Annotated in this window: 25 protein-coding genes and 1 riboswitch; of the genes, 13 read left to right on the top strand and 12 right to left on the bottom strand. The window is 63.1% G+C overall.

Annotated features, from left to right (window positions below):
* Positions 1–143: 143 nt before the first annotated feature.
* A complete protein-coding gene (locus NKI39_RS10165) occupies positions 144–434 on the bottom strand; it encodes a hypothetical protein (protein WP_352683073.1) in 291 nt (96 codons plus the stop codon).
* A gap of 236 nt (positions 435–670) precedes the next feature.
* Between NKI39_RS10165 and ftsE the strand changes: the two genes are divergently transcribed.
* The 3 genes from ftsE (at position 671) to NKI39_RS10150 (ending at position 3156) form a co-directional block, all read left to right on the top strand.
* Positions 671–1330 carry a cell division ATP-binding protein FtsE gene (ftsE, locus tag NKI39_RS10160; RefSeq protein WP_023677923.1) on the top strand — a complete coding sequence of 220 codons (660 nt, stop codon included), beginning with the start codon at positions 671–673 and terminating at the stop codon, positions 1328–1330.
* The gene (locus NKI39_RS10155; protein WP_352820110.1) at positions 1323–2306 is read left to right on the top strand and encodes a cell division protein FtsX; all 984 of its coding nucleotides are present in this window, start codon (positions 1323–1325) and stop codon (positions 2304–2306) included. The genes ftsE and NKI39_RS10155 overlap by 8 nt, the downstream gene beginning before the upstream one ends.
* Before the next feature lie 262 nt (positions 2307–2568).
* Positions 2569–3156 carry a YdcF family protein gene (locus NKI39_RS10150; RefSeq protein WP_502898558.1) on the top strand — a complete coding sequence of 196 codons (588 nt, stop codon included), beginning with the start codon at positions 2569–2571 and terminating at the stop codon, positions 3154–3156.
* A gap of 29 nt (positions 3157–3185) precedes the next feature.
* On the opposite strand, the gene NKI39_RS10145 is transcribed toward NKI39_RS10150, so the two are convergent.
* Entirely contained in the window at positions 3186–3806 is a 621-nt protein-coding gene (locus tag NKI39_RS10145) for a pyridoxamine 5'-phosphate oxidase family protein (RefSeq protein WP_352471424.1), read from the bottom strand.
* A 132-nt stretch (positions 3807–3938) separates the two neighbouring features.
* Here NKI39_RS10145 and NKI39_RS10140 point away from each other — a divergent pair, with 132 nt between their 5' ends.
* Complete coding sequence (locus NKI39_RS10140) at positions 3939–4847, top strand: LysR family transcriptional regulator (protein ID WP_352831656.1); 909 nt, start codon at positions 3939–3941, stop codon at positions 4845–4847.
* 106 nt (positions 4848–4953) lie between these two features.
* Complete coding sequence (locus tag NKI39_RS10135; RefSeq protein WP_352831654.1) at positions 4954–5754, top strand: lysophospholipid acyltransferase family protein; 801 nt, start codon at positions 4954–4956, stop codon at positions 5752–5754.
* A gap of 27 nt (positions 5755–5781) precedes the next feature.
* On the opposite strand, the gene NKI39_RS10130 is transcribed toward NKI39_RS10135, so the two are convergent.
* Complete coding sequence (locus NKI39_RS10130; protein WP_352831652.1) at positions 5782–6402, bottom strand: LysE family translocator; 621 nt, start codon at positions 6400–6402, stop codon at positions 5782–5784.
* 78 nt (positions 6403–6480) lie between these two features.
* Positions 6481–7428, bottom strand: coding sequence for an aldo/keto reductase (locus NKI39_RS10125; RefSeq protein ID WP_352831650.1), 948 nt, complete (start codon positions 7426–7428; stop codon positions 6481–6483).
* A 346-nt stretch (positions 7429–7774) separates the two neighbouring features.
* On the opposite strand from NKI39_RS10125, the gene NKI39_RS10120 reads away from it, so the two are divergent.
* A complete protein-coding gene (locus NKI39_RS10120) occupies positions 7775–8755 on the top strand; it encodes a quinone oxidoreductase family protein (protein WP_352831648.1) in 981 nt (326 codons plus the stop codon).
* A 44-nt stretch (positions 8756–8799) separates the two neighbouring features.
* On the opposite strand, the gene NKI39_RS10115 is transcribed toward NKI39_RS10120, so the two are convergent.
* Positions 8800–9333: a gamma-glutamylcyclotransferase gene (locus tag NKI39_RS10115; protein ID WP_352616048.1), complete on the bottom strand. Its 534-nt coding sequence runs from the start codon at positions 9331–9333 to the stop codon at positions 8800–8802.
* Between the two features lie 114 nt (positions 9334–9447).
* Between NKI39_RS10115 and NKI39_RS10110 the strand changes: the two genes are divergently transcribed.
* Positions 9448–10449, top strand: coding sequence for a DUF2125 domain-containing protein (locus tag NKI39_RS10110; protein ID WP_352452468.1), 1002 nt, complete (start codon positions 9448–9450; stop codon positions 10447–10449).
* Positions 10450–10582: 133 nt separating this feature from the next.
* On the opposite strand, the gene NKI39_RS10105 is transcribed toward NKI39_RS10110, so the two are convergent.
* Together NKI39_RS10105 and hisC are read right to left on the bottom strand one after the other, a co-directional pair.
* Positions 10583–11518: a prephenate/arogenate dehydrogenase family protein gene (locus tag NKI39_RS10105; RefSeq protein WP_352471433.1), complete on the bottom strand. Its 936-nt coding sequence runs from the start codon at positions 11516–11518 to the stop codon at positions 10583–10585.
* Positions 11519–11524: 6 nt separating this feature from the next.
* The gene (gene hisC / locus NKI39_RS10100) at positions 11525–12634 is read right to left on the bottom strand and encodes a histidinol-phosphate transaminase (RefSeq protein WP_352831646.1); all 1110 of its coding nucleotides are present in this window, start codon (positions 12632–12634) and stop codon (positions 11525–11527) included.
* Positions 12635–12772: 138 nt separating this feature from the next.
* A riboswitch (SAM riboswitch) is annotated at positions 12773–12850 on the top strand.
* Positions 12851–12925: 75 nt separating this feature from the next.
* Here hisC and metX point away from each other — a divergent pair.
* Positions 12926–14095 carry a homoserine O-acetyltransferase MetX gene (gene metX, locus NKI39_RS10095; protein WP_292661143.1) on the top strand — a complete coding sequence of 390 codons (1170 nt, stop codon included), beginning with the start codon at positions 12926–12928 and terminating at the stop codon, positions 14093–14095.
* 115 nt (positions 14096–14210) lie between these two features.
* On the top strand, positions 14211–14825 hold the full coding sequence (metW, locus tag NKI39_RS10090) for a methionine biosynthesis protein MetW (RefSeq protein WP_352471435.1): 615 nt from the start codon (positions 14211–14213) through the stop codon (positions 14823–14825).
* Between the two features lie 51 nt (positions 14826–14876).
* On the opposite strand, the gene NKI39_RS10085 is transcribed toward metW, so the two are convergent.
* Entirely contained in the window at positions 14877–15098 is a 222-nt protein-coding gene (locus NKI39_RS10085) for a hypothetical protein (protein ID WP_352616055.1), read from the bottom strand.
* Between NKI39_RS10085 and NKI39_RS10080 the strand changes: the two genes are divergently transcribed.
* Positions 15097–15303: a hypothetical protein gene (locus NKI39_RS10080; RefSeq protein WP_352483502.1), complete on the top strand. Its 207-nt coding sequence runs from the start codon at positions 15097–15099 to the stop codon at positions 15301–15303. The genes NKI39_RS10085 and NKI39_RS10080 overlap by 2 nt on opposite strands.
* Positions 15304–15388: 85 nt before the next feature.
* Here the strand turns inward: NKI39_RS10080 and NKI39_RS10075 are convergent, their stop codons facing one another.
* A complete protein-coding gene (locus tag NKI39_RS10075) occupies positions 15389–15709 on the bottom strand; it encodes a DUF1330 domain-containing protein (RefSeq protein ID WP_352540204.1) in 321 nt (106 codons plus the stop codon).
* 235 nt (positions 15710–15944) lie between these two features.
* Here NKI39_RS10075 and NKI39_RS10070 point away from each other — a divergent pair, with 235 nt between their 5' ends.
* Entirely contained in the window at positions 15945–16691 is a 747-nt protein-coding gene (locus tag NKI39_RS10070) for an SDR family NAD(P)-dependent oxidoreductase (protein ID WP_352683094.1), read from the top strand.
* 42 nt (positions 16692–16733) lie between these two features.
* The gene (locus NKI39_RS10065) at positions 16734–17759 is read left to right on the top strand and encodes an RNA polymerase subunit sigma-70 (RefSeq protein ID WP_352831644.1); all 1026 of its coding nucleotides are present in this window, start codon (positions 16734–16736) and stop codon (positions 17757–17759) included.
* A gap of 18 nt (positions 17760–17777) precedes the next feature.
* Here the strand turns inward: NKI39_RS10065 and NKI39_RS10060 are convergent, their stop codons facing one another.
* From NKI39_RS10060 to NKI39_RS10050, 3 genes are all read right to left on the bottom strand, one after another.
* Entirely contained in the window at positions 17778–18584 is an 807-nt protein-coding gene (locus NKI39_RS10060; protein WP_352616064.1) for a DUF1194 domain-containing protein, read from the bottom strand.
* Positions 18585–18660: 76 nt separating this feature from the next.
* Entirely contained in the window at positions 18661–20493 is a 1833-nt protein-coding gene (locus NKI39_RS10055; RefSeq protein ID WP_352768121.1) for an ABC transporter ATP-binding protein/permease, read from the bottom strand.
* A 222-nt stretch (positions 20494–20715) separates the two neighbouring features.
* A complete protein-coding gene (locus tag NKI39_RS10050; RefSeq protein ID WP_023677904.1) occupies positions 20716–21498 on the bottom strand; it encodes a class I SAM-dependent methyltransferase in 783 nt (260 codons plus the stop codon).
* Between the two features lie 98 nt (positions 21499–21596).
* On the opposite strand from NKI39_RS10050, the gene gloB reads away from it, so the two are divergent.
* Positions 21597–22364, top strand: a complete 768-nt coding sequence (gloB, locus tag NKI39_RS10045) for a hydroxyacylglutathione hydrolase (protein ID WP_352831641.1) — start codon at positions 21597–21599, stop codon at positions 22362–22364.
* Positions 22365–22373: the final 9 nt, after the last annotated feature.

Below are 22373 nucleotides of genomic sequence, written 5' to 3'. Positions count from 1 at the left end.
CGACCGAAACGGTCTTCAACCCGTTTCTAGGCATGTCGTGCCGTCTGGCAAGGCCAAATCTTTCGCAGGGCACCCGCGAACGGTCGGATGTCCCACCGTCGCGAATCGTTTATCTGGTGACCTGTTGATTTTCTGGCGCCGCTCTAACGAACCAGCGCATGGCCGCCCGAAATCCAGAAGGCGGCAAAGACGGCACCGACGCCGACAATCCAGAAGATCGGCCCACCATGCACCCACAACGGCCGTTCGACGGCGGTTTCGGGCTTGCGCAACATGTCCATGCCTTCGATCGAAGGCATGGAAATCATGCGCGCAGGCGGCGGCGCAAAGTCTTGACGTGTAAAATGGCGGGGCAGCACCTCATAGTCGGCATCGATGACCTCGGCGGTCACGTCGCGCATGATGCGTTCCGGCTCGGCGGCCGGATCGGTCATGATTTCGCCGGAAACCGGGCGCGCGGTTCGATCCTCAGCCATCATGGCCCAACACTACCGCACCTGTTCGCTGTTCGTTTCTTTTGGGTAAACGGAAATGGTTAACGCTTCCCCACCGGAACCCCTGTGACTCGCTCGAAAAGCCCCCAAATTAACCGTCGGTTAACCATGCCGGCCGATGGTCTTTCCACAGAAAGGGCTGGCATCTTGCCGCCGAGAATTTCAGGTCGTCGAAAGTGATCCGCTTCGAAAATGTCGGCCTCCGCTATGGCATGGGTCCGGAGATTCTCCGCGACATCTCCTTGCACATTCCGGAGCGCTCGTTTCAGTTCCTGAGCGGACCTTCAGGCGCCGGCAAGACGACGTTGCTGCGGCTTTTGTTCATGTCGCTGAAGCCGACGCGCGGCCTGATCACCATTTTCGGCAAGGACCGCTCGCGCATCTCGCGCACCGAATTGCCGCATCTGAGACGTCGCATCGGCGTGGTGTTCCAGGATTTTCGCCTGCTCGACCATATGACCACCTACGAGAACGTGGCATTGCCGCTGCGCGTGCGCGGCCGCGAGGAGGCGACCTATCGCACCGACGTCACCGAGCTGCTGAAATGGGTCGGCCTCGGCGAGCGCATGCATGTGCTGCCACCGGTGCTGTCTGGCGGCGAGAAGCAGCGCGCCGCCATTGCCCGGGCGTTGATCGAGCAGCCCGAGATCCTGCTCGCCGACGAGCCGACCGGCAATGTCGACCCGCCGCTGGCGCGACGCTTGCTGCGGTTGTTCATCGAACTCAACCGGCTGGGCACCGCCGTGGTGATCGCCACACACGACCTCGGCCTGATGGAACAGGTCGACGCACGGCGAATGATCCTGGCCGGCGGAAGGCTGGACATCTATGACTGAGCTCTCCGTCGAACATTTCGAGGGTCAGGACGCCGCGGCGGCAAAGCCCCGCGTCCAGCGCAAAATGGCGCCGATCGTGCCGGCGCAGAACATCGCCGGCCGGGCGCTGGTGCTGGTCATTGCCATCATGACGTTTCTGTCCTGTCTGACGTTTGGCGCAGTCACGCTGGTGCGTGACACCGCCTCCGTCTGGGAGAACCAGATCTCGCGCGAAGCGACCATCCAGATCAAGCCGGTCGACGGCCTCGACATGGAGGCCGCACTTGCGCTGGCCTCGCAGATCGCCGGCGAATTCCCTGGCGTGAAAAGCGCCAGGATCATCGATCGCGAAGCAACGGCCCGACTGCTCGAGCCTTGGCTAGGCTCGGGCCTGAACATCGATGAGCTGCCGGTGCCGCGCTTGATCATCATCACCATCGACGAGAATAGTCCGCCCGATTTCGCCGCACTGCGCGCGGCGATCACGCCGAAGCTGCCGAGTGCCTCGCTCGACGATCATCGCACCTGGGTCGACCGGCTGGTTGCCATGGCCCGCACCACGGTAACGATCGGTATTGCAGTGCTGGCGCTGATGCTGTCGGCGACGGTGCTGACCGTTGTGTTCGCAACGCGCGGCGCCATGGCCGGCAATGGCCACATCATCGAGGTGCTGCATTTTGTCGGCGCCGAGGCGCGCTTCATCGCGCGCGAATTCCGCCGGCATTTTCTGGTCACCGGCATGAAGGGCGCCGCGGCAGGCGGCGCCGCGGCGATCCTGGTCTTCATCGTCTTCTCCTGGTGGTCGTCACGCAACATGGCAACGCCGCAGGCCGACCAGGCGACCGCCCTGTTCGGCAATTTCGCCATCGGCTCGGCGGGTTATCTCGGGGTCGCTGTCATGGTGCTGGTGATCGGCGCGCTGACGGCGGCAACCTCCCATTTCACCGTGGTTACCTATCTCAGCGACATCGACATTCGCCAGCCGGACGCCGGCTAAAGGAAAGATCGATCACGGATGAAAACGCATCGTCACGAAAATTGCATTTTTTTCCTACCAAAGGCCGTATTTCGGGATTAACCATTTCATGATGGACGTTCGGGACTCGACCGATACCGCTGGATGCATGCCAGTGCTGGTTGCGCGCCCGCCTGTATTCGCCGAGCCTGATGAATTTGCCAAGCCGGATCAGTTCGCCGAACGTGGGCGGCTGCTGGCAGGGCGCTCCTTGCGCATCTCGGCTCTCCTTCTGCTGGCCTTTATGGCGCTGTTTGTCGCCGGCTTCGGCTGGTTCGCCAATACCGTCAGCCGCCTGACTACGCCCGCCAATCCGGCAAGGGCCGACGCTATCATCGTGCTGACCGGCGGCCAATCGCGCCTCGACGCTGCGATGGGCCTGCTTGCCTTAGGCAAGGGCGAGCGGCTGCTGATCAGCGGCGTCCATCCCTCCGCCAGCCGCCGCCAGCTTCAGGCCGCGACCGGCGGCGACAAGAGGCTGTTTTCCTGCTGCGTCGACATCGACCGCGCCGCGCTCGACACGATCGGCAATGCCGAGGAAAGTGCCAAATGGGTCGAGGACCATGCCTACGGCACCGTCATTCTCGTCACCAATAATTATCATATGCCGCGTAGCCTGCTGGAAATGGGCCGGCTGCTGCACGGCGCAAGGCTCGAGCCCTATCCGGTGGTCAACACTAACCTCGAGAATGGCGGCTGGCTGACCAAGCCGGAAGCGCTGCGCGTGCTGTTCACCGAATACAACAAATACCTGCTGGCGCTGGCGCGCGGCATCATGCCGGTGAAGCAAACCGAGAGCGTCGCGCTGGCCGACGCCGCAGGCGGAAGCTGAACGGCACCGGCACTTTTATTCCCTGGCTCTTATTCCCTGGCTGCTGCATCCGATCGCAAGCGTGCGATCTCCTGTTCGAGCCGTTCGATGCGCTTGTCGCGTTCGCCGAGCGCCGCCGCCACGTCGGCCGCTTCGAAACGCTGCGGGATGTGCTGCGAGCAATTTGAATCCCAAGCCGAAACCGTAAACAGAATGACCTGCTCGGGTCGCGCCTTATAGTCTTGCGGCATCAGCTTTGCCGTCAGCTCGGCATCGCCCTCGACGACTTGCGCTTTGCCCCAGATCTTGATGCGCTGCCGGTGCGCATAATCGATCAGGAATAGGAAAGCCTGTGGGTTGTCGCTGAGGTTGCCCTGGGTGATGAACTGCCTGTTGCCGGAAAAATCGGCAAAGCCGATCGTCCGTTCGTCGAGCACCGTGAGGAAACCGGCAGGCCCGCCGCGATGCTGGATGTAAGGCTGCCCGTCCGCATTGGCGGTCGACAGAAAGACGCTGGTCTGCGCCTCGATGAAGGCGGCGAGATCGGGCGTAATTGCCGCCTGCCAGCCGCCACGCTCCTCGACACGGGCATAGGCCTGGCGCGAGCCCTTGCGCGCCTGAATCGCCTTCACCGTCGGGGTGAAAGCAACATCGCTGGTGTGAGCGTTCATGGAAGCCTCATCAAGCGCCGAGCTGCGCTGCATTGCTAGTCAGGAAAATACGTCCTTCCATCTTCGAGATGCAGATGCCATATCTGCAATCCATCCTTCCGTTTTCCGGAAGGGCAAATTTTCGGGAGAGCTATGGATCGCCTCCAGTCCATGTCGCTTTTCGTTGCCGCGGCGGAGACAGGCAGCCTCTCGGCTGCCGGGCGCCGCTTCGGCATTCCGCTGACGACGGTCAGCCGCAAGGTTTCGGACCTGGAAAAGCACCTGAAGACACGGCTGTTGAACCGCTCGGCGCGGCAGCTGTCGCTGACCGATGCAGGCCACGCCTATCTCGCCGCCTGTCGTCGCATTCTCGATGAGGTCGGCGAGGCCGAGCGAATAGCCGCCGGCGAATACAGCGCCCCGACCGGCGAACTGATCGTCACTGCGCCGATCGTATTCGGCCGCCTGCATGTGCTGCCGGTCGTCACCAGCTTCCTCTCCGCCTATCCTGAGGTGAGTGTGCGGCTGACACTCGCCGACCGGATAACCCAGCTGGTCGAAGAGCACTTCGACCTCGCCGTCCGCATCGGCGAGCTTGCCGATTCGAGCCTGATCGCCACCCGCCTGGGTTCAATCCGCCGCGTCGTTTGCGCGAGCCCGGCTTATCTCGCCGAGCACGGCACACCGAAAACGCCGCAGGAGCTTGCAGCACACAGTGCCATCACCTTCGAAGGGCTCACCGCCGCAGCCTGGAGCTTCGCCACCGGCAAGACCGAATTCAGCGTGCCGATCCGCTCCAGGTTACGGGTCAACACGGCTGAGGCAGCGATCGATGCGGCGATTGCCGGCGTCGGCGTGACGAGGCTGCTTTCCTACCAGATCGCCGCCGCAGTCCGGTCGGGTACGCTGCGCCCGGTGCTGCAAGAGTTTGAGCCAGACCCATGGCCGGTGAGCCTCGTCCATGCCGGCCAGGGGCTACTGCCGGTGAAGCTGCGCGCATTCCTCGACTTCGCCGCCCCGCGCCTGAGACAGCGCCTGCTGCAGGCCGCATGGGAAACGTGACGAAGACGGCCCTCGCAAGGCCGGGCCGATCGCCCGCCTCGCAGCGTTTCCTTTTTGCGGGCGCTTGGTGTAACCAACGCACACCTCCTCACCGGGCACTTGCTGTATGCTGTATTTCCGCTCGCTGGCGTTCAATCTCGCCTTCTACCTCAATTTGATCGTCCAGATGATCCTCTGGACCCCGTATTATTTCCTGTCGCCGCGCCATCGCGCCTGGTTCGTGCCGAAATTCTGGTCGCGCACCAGCATGTGGCTCTACGACAAGATCGCCGGCACCAGAAGTGAGATCACCGGCCAGGAAAACCTGCCTGACGGCTCTTTCATCCTGGCGCCGAAGCACCAGTCCTTCTGGGACACGATCGCTTTCCTGCCTTATCTCGACGATCCCGTTTACATATTGAAACGGGAGCTGACCTGGATCCCGTTCTTCGGCTGGTACATTTTGAAGATGCGGATGATTCCTGTCGACCGCGGCAGCCGCTCGAAGGCATTGAAAATGGTGATCGCCGCGACCAAACAGGAATTGGCGCGCAATCCGCGTCAGCTGATCATCTATCCCGAGGGCACGCGCCGGGCGCCGGGCGACGAGCCGGTCTATAAATACGGCATCGTCGAACTCTACACGCAACTTGGCATTCCGGTGGTCCCGGTCGCCCACGTTGCCGGTCTCTATTGGCCGCGCCGCAAATTCCTGCGCTATCCCGGCACGATCAAGGCGCGCTTCCTGCCACCGATCCCGCCCGGCCTCGGCAAGGACGAATTCATGCAACGGCTGATCGGCGAGACGGAAGCCGCCTGCGACCAGCTTCTCGTCGAGGCGGCACAGACGCCGAACCCGCCGCCGATGCCGCCGACGGCAATGAAACGGCTTGGTGAGCTCGATGCGAAACCTGAATTGAAAGGCTGAGACACCCGCCGCGCATGCCAGAAAGGCTCACGGCAAGGCAGCCAGGGCGGCTGTTGCAACCAGCGTCACGGCAAACACCAGATTGATGATCCGCGACGCCAGCGGTTTGCGCAGCAAATGTGCAAAAGCCGCGCCGGCGAGAAGCCACAAGAGATGAATGGCAGCAATCATCAAGGCGAGGACCGCCAGCTTGGCTGAAATAGCAAGACCGCCCGCGCCAGGAGACGCGCCGGCGAACACGGCGGCAATCGCCACATAGGCTTTCGGATTGGCAACGGCCAGAAGGAACCCGCCCAGGAAAGTGGGAGGTGCCGCCCCACCAATGCGTGCCGCCAGCGGCGGCGCCGTCGCTATCTTGAACGCCAGATAGAGGATGTAGGCTGCTGACGCGACCGCCAACAGCGCCGCGAGCTTCGGCAGCGCGGTGAGAACGGCCATGATGCCCGTCGCCACCACCAAAAGCACGAGAACCGTCCCGACAACGATTCCCGAGGCATAGCGCAGCGAACCGCGCAGGCCGAACGCGGCGCCGATCGCGGTGACGCTTATCGTCGCCGGCCCCGGGCTGCCCATGACGATGGCCGACGCCAACACAAGCGCCAGCAATCGCTCCCATAGCTGCTGATCGAGAAGACCCTGTCCGGTCATGCGGCGTCCCTGCATCCTGCGACGATGCAGGGACGGTAGGGCAAGGCAGCGGCGCCGGTCTTGAACGATCGTGCGCGGCTATGCGCTGGCCTTGTCGAGCTCGGCCAGATCGTCCGGGCTGAGCTGCAACGACGCGGCACGCACCAGGCTGTCGAGCTGGTCGAGCGTCGTCGCGCTGGCAATCGGAGCGGTGACGCCGGGCTGTGCCATGACCCAGGCAAGCGCCACTTCCGCTGGCTTGGCCGAGTGTCTGGCTGAAACAGCATCGAGCGCTGAGAGAATGCGCATGCCGCGGGTGTTGAGATAGCCTTTCACACCGCCACCGCGCGGGCTTTTGCCGAGGTCGGCCTCGCTGCGGTACTTGCCGCTCAGAAACCCCTTCGCGAGGCTGAAATAGGTGATGACGCCGATGTCCTCGGCCGCGCACAGGTCGCGCAGCGGACCATCGAAGGACGAGCGGTCGTAAAGGTTGTATTCCGGCTGCAGCACCTCGTAGCGCGGCAGGCCGCGCAGGCTTGCTACGTCAAGTGCGGCCCGCAGCTGGGCGGCGTCGAGGTTGGAAGCGCCAGCATAACGGATTTTGCCCTTGTCGAGCAGTTTCTGGTAAGCGCCGAGCGTTTCCTCATAAGGGGTCGCCGGGTCGGGCCAGTGCGACAGATAGAGATCGACGCTATCGACCTGCAGCCTCTTCAGCGAAGCATCGATGGCCTGTTCGATATAGGCGGCGGACAGGTCCCTCTTACCCTGTCCCATATCCGAACCGACCTTGGTGATGACGACAACCTTGTCGCGGTTGCCACGGCTCTTCATCCATTTGCCGATGATGGTTTCGGATTCGCCGCCCTCGTGGCCGGCAATCCAGCGCGAATAGGAATCGGCCGTGTCGATGGCGTTGAGGCCAGCGTCGACAAAGCGGTCGAGCAGGTCGAACGAGGTTTTCTCATCGGCGGTCCAGCCGAACACATTGCCGCCCAGAACCAATGGCGCGATGGATAGGTCGGTGCGACCGAGACGACGTTTCTGCAAGGCTGATCTCCATGGTGATTCATGCTGGGGCGGGTGGGAGCCGCCGACCGAGCTAACCTATGTCGCACCGTGGCAACGTCAAACGCATAGCCTCTTTTCCAGCCCGCCGGCGCTTCACAAAACCGCGACCCGCCGCGCCGTGTCCGGCCCCAAGGCGCTGGTCCCGGGCATCCAAACCGGCAGCCTCTGAAGAAACGATCTGGCAAGTTTGGCACATAGATTGTCAAATCTGCCAATTCAGACCTTTGCCGGCCGGCCATAGGTTCCGCCGCGCCGACGCAAGTCTCGGCACGGCCTGGCCGGGGCTCAGACTGTTGGCCTCGGATTGTTTGTTATGGAGACCGGCATGAAAGCAATTGTATTTGACGCCATCGGTTCGCCGCGCGACGTGCTCTATGTGGATGACCTGCCGATGCCACGGATCAGCGACGGCGAGGTGCTGGTCAGGATGGTCTCGGCCTCGATCAATCCGGGCGACTTCCTGTTTATCCAGAACCTCTATCCCGAACCGAAGAAGCCGCATTTTCCCCGGCAGATCGCCGGAAACCATGGCGCCGGCATCGTCGAAGCCGTTGGCGCGAACGTCGGGTTGGAACCGGGGATGCTTGTCGCGTTCAGCTATTATGGCAGCTGGGCCGAGTACGCCGCCATTCCCGCCGAATGGCTGATCCCGTTGCCTGCCGGCTATCCTGTCGAACGCGCCGGGCAGATGGTGAACCCCATTACCGCGTGGGATCTGCTGGTGGATTCCCGTGTGCGGCCTGGCCAATGGCTGGCTGTCACGGCCGGCTATTCGTCAATTTCGACAATGGTGATGCAGTTCGCCCAACGACGCGGCATCAACGTCATCGCTCTTGTGCGGCGCTCGCACCAAAGCTTCGATCCGAAGACGCTTGGCGCCGCCGCCACTCTTGACCTTTCGGAGTTGAAGACAAGTATCCGGGAAGCCGTGATGGATATCACCGGCGGCGCCGGATTGAACGGGATTATCGACAATGTCGGCGGACCTGTCAGCGGCGAATTGATCCGCACCCTGGCGCTCGGCGGGCAGATGGTGATCAATGGCGGAATGAGTGCCGAGCGCTTCGAACTGCACAATTTCGACGTGTTGCTGAGCGGCGTCGAAATCAGGGCGAATATCTATCGCTACTTCTTTTCGCCGCCTGCCGAAGCCGACCGGCCTGTCCTATGCGAGATTATCGACACCTTCGGCCAGCCCGGCTTCCACGTTCCTGTCGGCGGTCTCCACCCGCTGACCGAGTTCAAGCTTGCCGTGGCAAACAGTCTGGATCGCGCCGATCTTGGAAAACAGATTTTCAGGATGTAGCCCGCGTCACGACACCGAAAACATCATGGTAACGACAAAAGGCGCTACGTCGCGATCCGTCTCGTCACGTCTTCCAGCCAGTGGTCGCTTATACCCAGTGCTTCGAGGTGCTCCAGCGTGCTGAGCACGTAATCCTCATTCCTCCCCGATTGGCCGACGGCGCCGCGAACGACGGCCGCCGCCTCGGCCGGGTCGAGCGCACCGGCATATTGCTCATGGCTGCGGTCCACGACATAGGCGACGGCGTCGACCGTCTTGCCCCCATCCGTTTCACCCTTGTCGAGGCGAACGCTGAGCACACGTTCGAGATAGACGTTGGTGACCAGCTCGCGTTCGCGCAGATAGGTAATGACCTCGTTGCGCAGCTCGCCTGGAACCCGGAACGCCAGCCCGATGCAGGAGCCTCCGCGGTCGAGGCCGAGCACCAGGCCCGGCCGTTCGCGCGTGCCGCGATGCACGAAAGAATAGACGCAGAGCGAACGGCGGTAGCCATGCAGGCGGGCGCGCCGCGTCTCGACATGTGCGAATCCCGGTCGCCAGATCAGTGAGCCGTAGCCAAAAACCCAAAAATCGCCCATATCGCCAAGCCTGATTGTGACGACCACCTCACCGGTGGTGTTTCAGTCCGTCTACCTGTTGGTGCCGCAAGCGACAGCCCGCCCGTGCCACCCCGCGTTAACGAAAGCCGCAGCATGACGTCAAGTGACGAGCGCCCGCCGCCCAGCCAACGTCGCCGCCTGTTGTGGCTTGCCGCTTTCATCCTCGTGCTGTTCGGCATCTACAGCGCCGGCTGGTTCTACCTGGCGGACCTGGTCGAGAGCGCCACCAAAAAGGCGGTCGCCGATCTCGACGACAAAGGCATCAAGGCCGACTGCGCCAATCTCGCGGTCAGCGGCTATCCCTTCAGCTTCACCGTTTCCTGCGACAGCCTGGCTTACGAGGACGACAGCCGCAACGTCGCGGCATCGACAGGCAAGATCAACGCCGCCACGCAGATCACCCGGCTTCTGTCGCCTGCCGCCGAGCTCAGGGGGCCGCTCAGGACCTCTGTTCCCGGCATGACCCCGCTCTGGATCGACTGGGATGATCTGCGGGCCGACATGAAGCTGTCCTGGCCGCTGCCGAGGCGCCTCTCGCTGCAGGCAGAAGGCCTGTCCGGCCAGACCGATCCGGCAGACGACACCGATCCCGTCTCGCTGTTCAGCGCCGGAACCGCCACCGGACAATTGCGCCCAAACGGCCCGGACATCGACTATGCCGGCAATTTCACCGATCTTGAAATCGACGCGGCGGCCATCGACGGGCGCGTCTTGCCGCCGCTCGACGGCAGCGGCGACCTGACGCTGAAGAACGGCGTCACGCTGATCAAGGCAAATCCGAAGAGCCTGCGCGGCCAGGCGGCCGAAATCCACAAGCTCGATCTGTCGTCCGGAACTGCGCGCATCACCGTTTCGGGACCGCTGTCGGTCGATGACGACGGTCTCATAAATGCCGACCTGACGATCAGGCTCAATGATCCAAAGGCCGTGGCGGCAATCCTCGCCACCGCCATCCCCGAGCAGAAGAAACAGATCCAAACCGGCTTTGCCGGACTGGCGCTGCTCGGCAACCAGCCGTCGATGCCGCTGAAGATCGTCAGGGGCAAGGCCTCGCTCGGCTTCATCCCGCTCGGCAAGATCAAGCCGCTCGACTAGAGCAACTCCAGGAAAAGTGTGAAACGGTTTTCCGTCCGGAATTGCGCAAAACAAAGAGATAGAGCGGTTCGGCGTTTCTGTGAAACGATGAACCGCTCTAAGCCGGGCCGGCCTGCGATCGGCCTGCCGCGGCTTATCCCTTCGGCGGGTGTTCGACTGCCTGGCGGCCGAAATCCGGTACGTCGATATCCTGGCCGGCCTCGATGATCGAGCGGCGGACGGCGCGGGTGCGGGTGAACAGGTCGAACAGTTTTTCGCCGTCGCCCCAGCGGATCGCCCGCTGCAGCGAGGACAGATCCTCGGAAAACCGCGCCAGCATTTCGAGAATGGCGTCCTTGTTGTGCAGGCAGACGTCGCGCCACATGGTCGGGTCGGACGCCGCGAGACGAGTGAAGTCGCGAAAGCCGGAAGCCGAGTATTTGATGACCTCGGACTTGGTCACCGACTCCAGATCGTCGGCGGTACCGACGATGTTATAGGCGATGATGTGCGGCAGGTGCGAAACGATGGCCAGCGTCATGTCGTGATGCTGCGGGTCCATCGTGTCGATGTTGGAGCCGCAGCGGCGCCAGAATTCCGAGAGCTTTTCCAGTGCTGCGGGATCGGTGCCGGGCAGCGGCGTGAAAATGCACCAGCGGTTCTCGAACAGTTCGGCAAAACCGGCGTCCGGTCCCGATTTTTCGGTGCCGGCCAAAGGATGGCCGGGGATGAAGTGCACGCCATCAGGCACGTGCGGCTGCATCTGCGCGATCACCGACGCCTTGGTCGAGCCGACATCGGTGAGGATGGCGCCCTTCTTCAGCGCCGGCGCGATCTCCGCGGCGACCGTACCGGAAGAACCGACCGGCACCGAAACGATAACCAGATCAGCATCGCGAACCGCCTCTTTCGCATCCGTCGTATAGGTGTCGCCAAGGCCGAGTTGGCTCGCCCGTGCCAGCGTCGCTTCGCTGCGCGTCGAAATCGCGATTTGGCCGGCGAGCCCCTCGCGGCGGATGACGCGGGCCAGCGACGAGCCGATCAGGCCGATGCCGACCAGCGCGATTTTTTCGAACATCGGTGATGTCATGGTGTTCTAGCTTTTCAGGAATGTCGCGAGTGCTGCGACAACGCCGCGATTGGCCTCTTCGGTGCCGATGCTCATGCGCAGCGCGTTGGGAAAACCGTACCCGGAAACGCGCCGCAATATGTAGCCGCGCGCACTGAGGTAGTCGTCGGCGGCCGCCGCCGAATGCCTTTTGTCCTCGGGAAAGTGGATGAGGATGAAATTGCCGACGCTCGGCGTCACCCGCAGCCCGAGCCCGCTTAGTTGCTCGCTCAGCCAGGCCAGCCAGGTCTCGTTGTGCGCGACGCTGCGTTCGATATGGGCGCGGTCGTGGATCGCCGCGATGCCGGCCTCGATTGCCGTTGCATTGACGTTGAAAGGCCCGCGCACGCGGTTGATCGCGTCGATGACGTGCATTGGCGCATACATCCAGCCGATCCGCGCCCCGCCCAGGCCCAATTTGGAGAAAGTGCGGGTCATGACCACGTTTTCCGCGCTGCCCACCAACTCGACGCCGGCTTCATAATCGTTGCGCCGGACATATTCGGCGTAAGCTGCATCCAGCACCAGAAGCACGTTTCGCGGCAGGCCGGCATGCAGGCGGCGCACCTCCTGGAACGGCACGTAGGTGCCGGTTGGATTGTTTGGATTGGCAAGGAAGATGATCCGGGTAGCCGGCGTCACCGCGGCGAGGATCGCATCGATATCGGCGCGTTCATCGGTCTCCTTGACCGTCACCGGGACGGCACCGGCCGACTGTATGTAGATCTTGTAGACCATGAAGCCGTGTTCGGTGATGATGGCTTCGTCGCCGGGCGCGAGGTAGGTCTGCGCCAGCAGGCCCAGAATCTCGTCGGAGCCGTTGGAGCAGACGATGTTCGCCGGGTTGAGCCCGTGCACCTCGGCGATCGCTTCCCTCAGGCGCCTGGCGCTGCCGTCGGGATAGACCGCGAGCTTGTCGGCGACCGCGCGCGCGGCCTCTATCGCCTTTGGCGAAGGGCCGAGCGGGTTCTCGTTCGCCGACAATTTATGGACCTTGGCGACACCTTCAGGCGCCGCGCTCTTGCCGGGCACATAGGCTTCGATGTCCATGATGCCGGCGCGGGGCTTTGGACGTGTCTGATCCGGTGTCTGGCTCATTTCATGAAATCCGTCGAGAGTGCCTCCATCCGGAAGCCGCAGCGGAAATACAAGCCGTGGCCCGGAATGTCGAGGGGCGGCAATTCGGGATCAAGAACTTGCCGTTGACGAAGCCATGCGCGAGTCATAGAAGAACGGCTACAGTTCCGTGGTGATTTGGCCGGTCGGCTTGCAGCCACGTTAAACAACTTGCTAAAGGGCCGTTTGCATCTTGTAACCGGCTTTGCGAAGGCATGGCCGGTTTTTTGTTGCCAGACCGGTGGACAACTGAAGGCCGGGCAAGGAGATGTGATGGTCGCTTTGCGCGCGCGAAAAACCAACAACGAGGCCGACCAGCCGTCGAGCCCGGTGTTGCGTTTCGGCGCCGACAAGCCGCTCAAGCTCGACGCCGGCACGCTGCTGTCGCCGTTCCAGATTGCCTACCAGACCTATGGCACGCTCAACGACGCGCGCTCCAACGCCATCCTCGTCTGCCATGCGCTGACCGGCGACCAGCACGTCGCCAACACCAATCCGGTGACCGGCAAGCCGGGCTGGTGGGAAGTGCTGATCGGTCCCGGCAAGATCATCGATACCGACCGTTTCTTCGTCATCTCGTCAAACGTCATCGGCGGCTGTCTCGGCTCCACCGGCCCCGCCTCGACCAATCCCGCCACCGCCAAGCCCTACGGGCTCGACCTGCCGATCATCACCATCCGCGACATGGTGCGGGCGCAGTTGATGCTGGTCGAGCATTTCGGCATCGAACAGCTGTTCAGCGTGCTGGGCGGCTCGATGGGCGGCATGCAGGTGCTGCAATGGGCCTCGAGCTATCCCGAGCGCGTCTTCTCGGCGCTGCCGATCGCCACCGGCGCCCGCCATTCCTCGCAGAACATCGCTTTCCACGAGGTCGGCAGGCAGGCGGTGATGGCCGACCCGGACTGGCATGGCGGCAAGTATTTCGAGCACGGCAAGCGGCCGGAAAAGGGGCTGGCGGTGGCGCGCATGGCCGCCCACATCACCTATCTGTCGGAAGCAGCGCTGCACCGCAAGTTCGGCCGCAACCTGCAGGACCGCGAAGCCCTGACCTTCGGTTTCGATGCCGACTTCCAGATCGAGAGCTATCTGCGCCATCAGGGCATGACGTTCGTCGATCGCTTCGATGCCAACTCCTATCTCTACATGACCCGGGCGATGGACTATTTCGATCTCGCCGCCGACCATGGCGGCCGGTTGGCCGATGCCTTCGCCGGCACCAAGACGCGCTTCTGCCTGGTTTCGTTCACTAGCGATTGGCTGTTCCCGACCGAGGAGAGCCGCTCGGTCGTGCACGCGCTGAACGCGGCCGGCGCCTCGGTATCGTTCGTCGAGATCGAGACCGACCGCGGCCACGACGCCTTCCTGCTCGATGAGCCCGAACTGTTCGCCGCCATCAAGGGCTTCATCGCCTCGGCCGCGCGGGCGAGAGGGCTCGGCGCATGACCCCGAAAAGTTGCGGATTGTTCGGATCAGGACCATGTGCCAGGCATCAGCGCATGACCCCGAAAAGTTGCAGGCTTTTCGGATCAGGGTCATGTGCCGAGCAAGAGCCGAAGGCATGAGCGTCAACCGCGCCCAGCGCGTCGACCTCGAAGTCGTCGCCGATCTCATCCCGCCGCAGTCGCGGGTGCTGGACGTCGGTTCCGGCGACGGCCTGCTGCTCGAATTGCTGCAGGAGACCAAGAAGGTCGATGGCCGCGGGCTGGAACTGTCGCAGCGCGGCGTCAACGAATGCGTGGCGCGCGGCCTGTCGGTTATTCAAGGCGATGCCGACAAGGATCTCCAATTCTATCCCGACAAGGGTTTCGACTTCGTCGTTCTGTCGCAGACCTTGCAGGCGACCCGCAATCCGAAGCTGGTGCTCGACGAACTGCTCCGGATCGGCAACCGCGCCATCGTCTCATTCCCGAATTTCGGCCACTGGCGGGTGCGCCTTTCGCTGCTCTTCAACGGCCGCATGCCGGTGACCAAGGACCTGCCCTATTCCTGGTACGACACGCCCAACATCCATTTCTGCACCATTCGCGACTTCGTCAATCTGTGCGACGAGCTTGGCGCGACGGTGGAAAAGGCAACCGCGCTCGACGCCAACGGCCAGCGGATCGGCTTCTCCATGCCTTGGTGGTTCTGGAACTTTTTCGGCCAGCAGGCGGTATTCCTGCTGAAACGATAGGTTTGACAGGCAGAAGCAACGAACCTCAGACCTGCGCAAGAAACCATATTTTCAATTTTCAATCCAATGAAGTTGCCCGGCATTCTTTGTTGCTTTAACAGGTCTCAAACGGGTTGGTTTGGGGGAAGCAATGAAGACGTTAGTATTAGCAACAGCTTTGATGTCGGCCACTTTGATTTCCGGATGCACGACGTCGAAGACCGATTTCCAGAATGGACAAGTCGCGTTGAGCGGCAGCCCGGCGCTGAAACGGCAGGCGATCCAGCGGTGCATGACCAAATTCAAGATGCGGTTCGGCAAGGTTGAAAGGGCAAACCTCGCCGCGCTCATGAACGTCCCGGATGCCGGATTGGAACACACGTTCTGCACGCGATTGATGAACGGCTTCGCGAACGGCAGGATCAACTACTCGGATTACCTGGCTGCATTGTCGCATGGCGACATGTCCAACGCGATCAAGGTGCTGCAGGGGCGGTGAAGCTGCCGATGCAGACGCGATCCAAATTCGGTGCCGCCAGATAGATGGCGGCACCATAGACGCCGGTTGTACCCGATCATTCCCTCTATTCAAGCACGTCCGTGGCCTTGTGCGGGTGCTGGACGCCATCAACGAAGACCACGTCGGACCGGGAATTGCCGGTACGCAGCGGCAATATCTCCTGATAGGCGGGCGAGTCGTACCATGCACGTGCCTGCTGCCGGTTGGGAAACTCGATGACTATGAGATAGCCCGGCCAGGTGTTTTCAACGACTTCCACCTCGCCTCCGTGCACCACGAAGCGGCCGCCAAACGGTTCCAGCGTGGCATCGATCTTGTGCAGGTACTCGACGATCTGCGGTCCCGGCGTGACCTGGCGCATATGGGCGACGGCGTAGGCGGTCATGGCGTAACTCCTTGTGGTCGAAGGCCGGACAACCGGCTTGATGGGAGCAGTTTGCCGAGACGTCGCGCACAGGTCGATTACCCCCGAGGTAATGACACTGAATACAAAACCGACGCGCCGCTGCCGTCAGCTGAAAGATATTTCCGCCTGGCACCGATGATTTCCACCCACCTGCGCTGTCCTTATCGATGAGCGCGCCTGGATGGTCCGGCGGCCGGGAATAGAGAGGTGATCCATGGGATCGTTGCAAAATCAGAATGTCGTCGTCGTCGGAGGCAGCCGTGGTGTCGGCCGCTCCATCGCGGAGGCCGCCCTCAAGGAGAAAGCGACGGTGCTGGCCGTCGCCCGCGGAAAACAGGCCCTGGCGCAATTTGCCTGGGAGGTCTCGGGCGTGAAGACGCTCGCGGCCGATGCTACGATGGACTCCGCCCCGGATAAGGTCTTCGCCGCGCTTGAGCCGGACGTACTGGTGATCTGCGCAGGTGCGCTGGCGCCTTCTGCGCCGGTGCATGAACAGAACTGGAAGGCGTTCTCGGCAAATTGGGACACGGACGTCAAGGCGTCGTTCCTGTTTTGCCGGGCCGCTCTGCGGCGTCCGCTCAAGCCGGGGACCCGGATCGTTCTGATCTCCAGCGGCGCGGCCTTGACCGGCGGACCACCGAACGCCGGCGGCTATGCTGGCGCAAAACGCATGCAGATGTTCCTGGCCGGTCATAGCCAGAAGGAGGCCGACCGGCTTGGCCTCGGCCTGCGCTTCATGGCGCTCGCGCCGATGCGCATCATGCCGGAAACCGGCGTGGGCAAAGCCGGCGTCGACAGCATAGCGGCCTATATGGGCATCCAGCCGGCGGACTTCATCGCCGCCATGACCGACATGCAAACGCCGGCCGATGTCGGACGGGCGGTGGTCGCACTCGCCACCGGCCAGCCGCAAGGCAGTTCCTTCATGGTGAGCGGTAGCGGGCTTGCCCCGGCCGCCTGAGGGGCGCGTAATGCAACGCTCGCTCGTAACCGCACAAGCCACATGACAGACGCTCAACCACCTCTGGAACCATCACGCCAGCCGATCCTCGATCGGCTGGCCTTCGAGAAGGTCACGGCCGCGCATCGCCGCGAGCTCAAGCTGCATTGTTATCGCATGATGGGTTCGCTGCACGAGGCCGACGACCTCGTCCAGGACACGTTGCTTCGCGCCTGGCGCGCAAGATCGGAGTTCGACGGGCGAGGTTCGGTTCGCGGTTGGCTCTACATGATCGCGACCAACGGTTGCCTCAACGCCATCAAGGCGAGGTCGAGGGCGCGTCGCATTCTCCGGGAACCCGGACGGCAGCCCTCGCACGGGGCGGCCATAGGCGGGCCCGTAGCCGACATCGCCTGGCTGGAGCCCTACCCCGACGCCGAGCTTCCAGACGTTGCCAGCAGCGAGCCAGGTCCGGAAGCCCGTTACGAGAGCCGCGAGGCCGTCCAGCTCGCCTTCGTCGCGGCGATCCAGGATCTGCCGCCCAGGCAGCGCGCCGCGCTGCTGCTTGCCGACGTCCTCGGATGGTCGGCTGTCGAGACGGCGCGTTTGCTGGGCGGATCGACGGCTTCGATCAACAGCGCGTTGCAACGGGCCCGCGCAACGCTGGCGACGCGCTATCCTCAGGGACGGCCGGCCAGCCGATCACGGCCCAGCCCCGAAGAAGGCCTGCTGCTCGAACGCTACATGCAGGCCTGGCAGGCCGCCAATCTCGACAGCTTGATCGAGCTGCTGCGTGAGGACGCCATCTACACCATGCCGCCTTGGCGTGAATGGTATCAAGGCCGCGAAGCGATCCGCGGTTTCTTCGAGACCGTCTGGCCGAGGTTTGGCGGCTTCCGCACGCTGGCCACCCGCGCCAATGCCCAGCCGGCGGTCGGGGTTTATTCCCGCAGCCACGATGGCCCTGAATGGCGGGCCCATTCCCTGCATGTGTTCGACGCAGCCGAGGGCGGGATCGCTTCCTTGACGATCTTCATAGGGCCGCTCGGGCCATCTCTGTTCCCGGCCTTCGGCCTGCCACCAGCCTAGCTTACCCCTGGGCCAGCCTTATCGGTCGAGTTCCGGGAAATAGGGGTCCGAGAAAAACCTTCGGTCGCGCTCACCTTGCAGGCAGTCGATCGGTGCGTCGATGCGGATCGTCCTCGGATCCACCTTGGGATACTCGATGCCGCTGACCTCGAGGATCAGTTTGCGGCGAGTGGCGGTGGCGAATTCGGAAGCAGCATAGATCGGCAGCACGAACGAGCCCGGCCCGCCGGTGACGCATTCGGCATAGTACCGGTCGAGATGGCTGAAGGTGGGTGACGGGCTGACCAGGATCGGCAGCCCGTTGATGACGATGCCCTTCGCCAGCGCCGCATCGCGTGCCGTTGTGACCGGCAAGCCGGTGTTGTTTGGGCCGTCCCCCGAGACGTCGATGACGCGGCGTTTGCCGGTGAAGGCCGTGCCGTCGAAAAGCTCGGCGCCGAAAGCCACAGCACCGGAAATCGAGGTGCCGCGAAAGCTCCTGAACGGGCGGGCCGCGATCTTGTCGGCGAAAGCGTTGGCGCTCTCCTTGCTGTCGACGACCTGCCAGGCAATGACCGCATCGTCGCGGATGGTGCCGGCCCATTCGAAATAGGCGATGGCGATGCGGCCGAAGGTACCGGCACGCACGGCGTTGATGAAGTCGGGGTGGCGCAGCGCCGCGACATAGCCGGCGCGCTGCAGGGCAAACTCCCTTTCATCCATCGACTGCGAGATGTCGACGGCCAGCACCAGCTCGACATCGACGGCAATTGCATTGGCCGGCGCGGCCGCAGGTGCCGCCGGGGTGCAGGCAAGGCAGGCGAGCAGGGCGAGTGCGTCAAGCATGGCCGATCGGAACGTTCCCATCTGAAACGATCGCGACAGTTTTTCGCCGCGATCGCGGCGAAATAAAGCTTGCCTTCTATTTCTTTCGGCCGGTCGAGGCGATCGCCGGGGGCGGTTCGATGGCACCTGCCCTGATACGGGCCGGCTTGAGTGGCGGTTGGCCGGCATCCTTGACGATGGTCAACGCCCGCCGGAAAAAGCGGGCATTGTGCTGGCCGCGGCCGATATTGAGGATCGCGGCGTCGGGAAGGCGCTTCTCCAGCATCGACAGCACTTGCCTCAGCGTTGGGCCGTCGAACGCGTCCAGCGCCTCGTCGATGATCACCCATTTCGGCCGTCGCAAGGCCAGCCTGGCAAAGGCCAGCAGACGCTGCTCGTCGTCGCTGAGCTCACGCTCCCAGCGCGCCGAGCGATCGAGCGAGGACGACAGGCGTTGCAGCCCGACATCGGCCAGCACCTCCGAGATCTCGGCATCGCTCGCCTCCGCCGCGCCGTCTGAATGGTTGAGCACCTCGCGCAGCTTGCCGAGCGGGAAATAGGGGGTACGCGGAACAAAGATCGGCGCTTCTCCGGCCGGCATGCCGATCCGTCCGCTGCCCCATGGCCACAGACCGGCAATGGCCCGGAAGAACAGCGTCTTGCCGGCGCCCGGATCTCCGGTGATCATGACCCGGTCGCCGGCGCGGATTTCGACATGCGGCTCGGCAAGCTTGGTGCATCCCTCCGGCGAGGCGACCTCGAGTTTCTCGAAGGTCAGGCTGCCGTCCGGGTTTTCGCCGAACGAAATGCGCCTTTCCGTATGGTGCAGCGCGTCGGTGTCGGCAAGCGCGATGCGGAAGTCGGCGACCCGCATCAGCGTAGCGCGCCAATCGGCGATGCCGCCGATATTGTTGATGAACCAGCGCAGCGACGAATGGACCTGGTTGAAAGCGCCGACTGCCATCATCAAGCCGCCAAAGCTGATATCGCCGGCGAAATAGACCGGTGAGGCGACCAGGATCGGCGCGACGACAGTGATCCAGCCATAGGTGTCGGTAACCCAGGAAAGATTGATCTGGGCGCTGTAGATGCGCCGCATGGCGCCCAGCACCATGCCGAGATCGAATTCGAGCCGGCGCCTGGCATCGGCCTCGCCATGCGCCAGCGCGATGGCATCGACATTCTCGTTGACGCGAACCACCGAGGAGCGCAGCTCCGCTTCACGCGTATAGCGATCGTTGTTGAAGCGGATCAACGGTCGCCCGACCAGCCAGCTCAACCAGGAGGCGGTGCCCGCATAAAGGATCGCCGCCCAGACCATATAGCCGGGTATGGCCAGCGAATGGCCGCCTATGTGGAAGACGAAGCCGGAAGACAGCGACCACAGGACCCCAACGAACGAGGCAAGCAGGATGCAGGACTGCAGCAGGCCGATGCCAAGACCGGTGGAAAGATCGGAGAGATGCCCGGCATCCTGCTGCAGGCGCTGGTCGGGATTGACGCCGATGGCGCCGGCATGGGTCAGCCGGAAGGCACGCGCCGGCCGCATCCATTCGTCGATCAGGTCGAGCGTCAGCGCCTCGCGCAGCTTCAGGCGGAGCATCTGGTCGAGCCAGGTCTGGCCGACATTGAGCACCACAAGCCCGCCGGCGATGCCGGCAAAGACCAGAAGCTGATGCAGGAAAGCCGGCATGTCGCGCCGCGCAAGCGCGTCGTAGAAAGGCTGGTTCCAGCGATTGAGCAGAACCTGCCCGATCGAGCTCGCCACGATGACGGCGACGATGCCGATCGCTGCCCAAAGCAATTGTTTTCGCACTGGCGAGCTGGTCAGTGCCAATTTGATTGTTGCCAGCTGCTCACGCAGGCTGCTGGCTTCGATCGACGTGGCAAGCTTCTGGGCGCTGGCCTCGACATCCGGAAGATCAGCCATGAGTGGATCCTTGCATTCGAAAGCGATGCTGAAACCCGGTCATAGAATCGACCGCGTATGCCTTCAATCCGGCAGCCAACCCGTCCGCGACAGACAATGCATGTCGCGCAAAAGTGTGCAGCGGTTTTGCGATAACGACATGCATAAAACAACAACCTAAAGCGCGTCGTACGAGGCCGGTCTAATGCGACGCGCTTTTGGTGAGAAAAAGCCTGCGTCGGATCACGAACGCGTCATCCTGGCGGTGTCGGACGTCCGGCCCGCGACAGCCCGGCCAAGCGTCGGCGCGCCATGCGGCGAGAGAACCGGCACGAAGACGCGGCGGGACGCGCGCTGGGCAACCGGCACGCCTTGATAGAGCCGCTTCTGCGCCTCGACAACGATAACGCCAGAAAAGATCGGCCAGAAGCGCCGGCCGGCGCGTTCCAGCACATTATGGAACTGCATCATGAAACGTCGCGGCGACGGCGGGAAGAACAGCGCATCGGACCACGCCGCCGGCGTGAAATTCGCTTCGCGCAGCAATTCGGTCAGCTGGCCGCGCGAGAACGGCCGGCCATTGCCGAAAGGCGTATGCTCGAAGCGTGCCCAGACGCCGCGCCGGTTGGGCACGACGATGACGACACGGCCGGCCGGCGACAGCACCCGCCAGATCTCGTTCAGCGTCTCGCGCGGGTTCTCGACATGTTCGAGCGAATGGACGAGCAGCATGCGGTCGATGCAGGAATCGACCAGCGGCAGTTCCTCGTCGAAGACCAGGGCAGTCGCCGTCGGCCCGGTCGCCGGCCAGACCACCGCGCCCTGCGTTGCCGGCATGAAGGCAAAGACGCGCTCGGCATCGCTGCCGAAGCGCTCCAGCCACGGCAAGGTGTAGCCGAGGCCGACCAGCCGCTCGTTGGGCACGACGGCCCATATCGAGGACAGCGCCATGGTGATCGAGCGTTCGGCCAGGCGGCCGAGCGTGGTCGAATAAAACGAACGGAGATCGACAATGTCTGAATGCATGCGCGGAACGGTAGCTTCGAAGCAGTCCAAGTTCAACAAAGGCAGATGACATCGGCTGGCAGGCGCCCTATGTCTGCGGCAATAAAGGGAGAGATGCGATGCCGGTCGAGATCGAACAATTCATGTGCCGCAGCGACAATTTCGGCGTGCTGGTGCACGACCCGAAAAGCGGCCAGACGGCGCTCATCGATGCGCCCGAGGAGGCGCCCATCCTGGCGGCGATCAAGCGCACGGGCTGGACCCCGACGATGATCCTGACCACTCACCACCATCTAGACCATGTCGAGGCCAATCTGGCGCTGAAGGAGCGTTTCAAGCTGCGCATTGTCGGGCCGGAAGCCGAAAAGGCAAAGATTCCCGGCATCGACGAAACTGTCGAGCAAGGCTCGGTGGTCCATCTCGGCGACGAGCGGATCGAGGTCATCGCCACACCCGGCCATACCGCCGGCCATGTCACCTATCATCTGCCGGCGTCGAAAGTGGCATTCGCCGCCGACACGCTGTTTGCGCTCGGCTGCGGGCGGCTGCTCGAATGCAAGCCGCCGGTGATGTACGAATCCCTGAAGAAGCTCGCGGCGCTGCCGGCCGACACGGTCGTCTATTGCGGCCATGAGTATACGCTGGCCAACGCCCGTTTCGCGCTGACCGTCGACCCGACCAATTCGGCGCTGAAAGAGCGCGCCGCGAAAGTCGAGGCGTTGCGCGCCGACGGCAAACCGACGCTGCCGACGACCATCGGCGAGGAACTGTCGACCAATCCGTTCCTGCGCTGGCACGATCCGGCGATCCGCAGGCATCTCGGCCTCGAGAACGCCTCCGACGCCGAAGTGTTCGCCGAGATCCGCAAGCGCAAGGACAATTTCTGAGCGGCGCCA

Origin of the sequence: Mesorhizobium sp. M0664 (assembly GCF_040320565.1) — a bacterium.
In the GTDB taxonomy this organism is placed as follows: domain Bacteria; phylum Pseudomonadota; class Alphaproteobacteria; order Rhizobiales; family Rhizobiaceae; genus Mesorhizobium.
This window is presented reverse-complemented; position numbering and strand designations above follow the sequence as displayed.